Annotated in this window: 1 protein-coding gene; it reads left to right on the top strand. The window is 79.7% G+C overall.

Translation table 11 applies throughout. The features are described from left to right. Positions 1 to 65: 65 nt before the first annotated feature. The coding region (locus AC5LUJ_RS10675; protein ID WP_493464857.1) for an LUD domain-containing protein at positions 66 to 454 on the top strand (389 nt) is incomplete at its 3' end.

The following is a 454-nucleotide window of genomic DNA, read 5'->3' as shown; positions in this document are numbered from 1 at the left end:
ACGCGGCTGGCACGGCCGCCAGCACTGCCGACACGGCTGACGCGCGGCGGCGGTCGGCGGCGACGGTGGAGCTGTTCCACGAGCGGGTCGCCGACTACCGGGCCGTCGTGGACCGGGTGCGTCCGGACGGCCTGACCGCCGCGATCGTGCGGGCGCTCGCCGGCGCGCGCCGGGTCGCGGTGCCCGCCGGGCTGCCCGCGGACTGGCTCGCCGCGGCGGAACAGGCGGTGGCACGGGCCGGCGGGCAGGTGCTCCGGGACACCAGCGAGGCGCCGCTGTCCGTGCCCGGCCTGGACGCCGTCGACGCGGTGCTCACCGGCGCCGCGGTGGGGGTGGCCGAGACCGGCACGATCGTGCTCGACGGTGGCCCGGCCTGCGGGCGCCGCGCGCTCACGCTGGTCCCCGACGTGCACGTCTGCGTCATACCGGCCGGGGACGTCGTGGCCGGCGTCCC

This window comes from Protofrankia sp. CiP1_Cm_nod3, assembly GCF_982290655.1.
Note: the sequence above shows the minus strand (reverse complement) of the source record. Positions and strands in the feature narration are given on the sequence as shown.